The sequence below is a fragment of the Enterorhabdus sp. P55 genome (assembly GCF_009911695.1).
Lineage (GTDB): Bacteria > Actinomycetota > Coriobacteriia > Coriobacteriales > Eggerthellaceae > Enterorhabdus.
Map to the genome: position 1 here is coordinate 1 of NZ_QWKK01000220.1, position 1,659 is coordinate 1,659.

The 1,659-nt window shown below is 69.9% G+C and carries 1 protein-coding gene; it reads right to left on the reverse strand.

The annotated features are described in order from the left end of the window. Positions 1 to 65 precede the first annotated feature (65 nt). Positions 66 to 1,659 (reverse strand): YgiQ family radical SAM protein (locus tag D1643_RS10925; protein ID WP_160710632.1); only part of this gene is annotated, 1,594 nt, incomplete at its 5' end.

Below are 1,659 nucleotides of genomic sequence, written 5' to 3' on the forward strand. Positions count from 1 at the left end.
ACAACTCACAGCTTGGCGGAGGCCTCCCTATTTGTCACCACCCGGATGTAAACAACGTCTTGGCACTAAACAGCTAGCTCAACGGCGTCGGCCAGCGTGCAGCCGGGATGCGACGACATGAGGTAGGGCACGAGGAACTGCTGCTTGCCGGCGCGGCGGTTCTCCTCCTCGTAGGCGGCGGCGAAGGCCTCGTACACCTCGTGGGACGGCTTGCCCATCACGTCGAGGACGCGCCGCGAGACGTGCTCGGGCGCCACCTTGAGCTGGCCGCTCACGTGATGGGCCACGAGCTCGCGCAGAAACGTGCGGTCGGGGTCGGCCATGACGTAGTCGAACCGGACGCCCGAGCGCACGAACACCTTCTTCACGCCGGGAAGGGCCCGCAGCTCGCGCAGGAGGGCCACGTAGTCGGTATGATCAACTTCCAGCTTGCGGCAGGGCTCAGGCGCCAGGCAGCGCTTGGACGGGCAGGCGCCGCGCCGCAGCTGGGCGGCGCAGGCCGGCCCGCGGAAGTTGGCCGTGGGGCCGCCGACGTCGTGGATGTAGCCCTTGAAGCCGGGGTCGTCCACGAGGGCCCGGGCCTCCTCGATCAGCGACTCATGGCTGCGCGCCTGCACGATGCGACCCTGGTGGAAGGTGAGCGCGCAGAAGGCGCACTCGCCGAAGCAGCCGCGGTTGCTGATGAGCGAGAAGCGCACCTCGTCGAGGGCCGGCACGCCGCCGGCGGCGTCGTAGGCGGGGTGCCACGCGCGAGTGAAGGGCAGGCGGTAGACGGCGTCGAGCTCAGGGGTCGTAAGCGGCTCGGCCGGCGGGTTCTGCACCACGTAGACGCCGTTCGGATACGGCTCGACCAGGCGCGTGCCGGTGAAAGGGTCGGAGTTGGCGTACTGCGTGGCGAAGCTGGCGGCGAAGGCGCGCTTGTCGGCGCTCACCTCGTCCCACGAGGGCAGCAGCTCGTAATCCACGACCGAGCCCAGATCGGAGGTACGGTAGACCGTGCCGGGAATAAACGTGAGGTCGGCAGCCGTGAGCCCCGCGTCGAGCGCCTCGGCGATGGCCACGACGGACCGCTCCCCCATTCCGTAGGAGACGAGGTCGGCGCCGGAGTCGAGCAGGATGGAGCGCTTGAGCTTGTCCGACCAATAATCGTAGTGAGCCAGCCGACGCAGCGATGCCTCGATGCCGCCCAGGATGACGGGCGTCTTCTTGTAGGTGCGGCGGATGAGGTTGCCGTAGACGACGGCCGCGTGGTTGGGGCGCCGGCCGCCCTCGCCGCCGGGGGTGTAGGCGTCTTGGCGGCGGCGCTTCTTGGCCACGGTGTAGTGGTTGACCATGGAGTCCATGTTGCCGGCAGACACGAGGAAGCCCAGGCGCGGCTCGCCGAACACGGTGACGGAGGCGTCGTCGTTCCAGTCGGGCTGGGCGATGACGCCCACCTTGAAGCCGTGGGCCTCGAGCAGGCGCACGATGATGGCCGAGCCGAAGGAGGGATGGTCGACGTAGGCGTCGCCGGACACGTAGACGAAGTCCACCTGATCCCAGCCGCGGGCGCGGGCGGCCTCGGCCGTGAGGGGCGGGAAGGCGGCCTCGTCGAGGCGCGGGGACGAGGCCGCCGCGCGACGGGAGGCGCCGGTCGCGCCCGCGGCAGGCCGGCGGGAG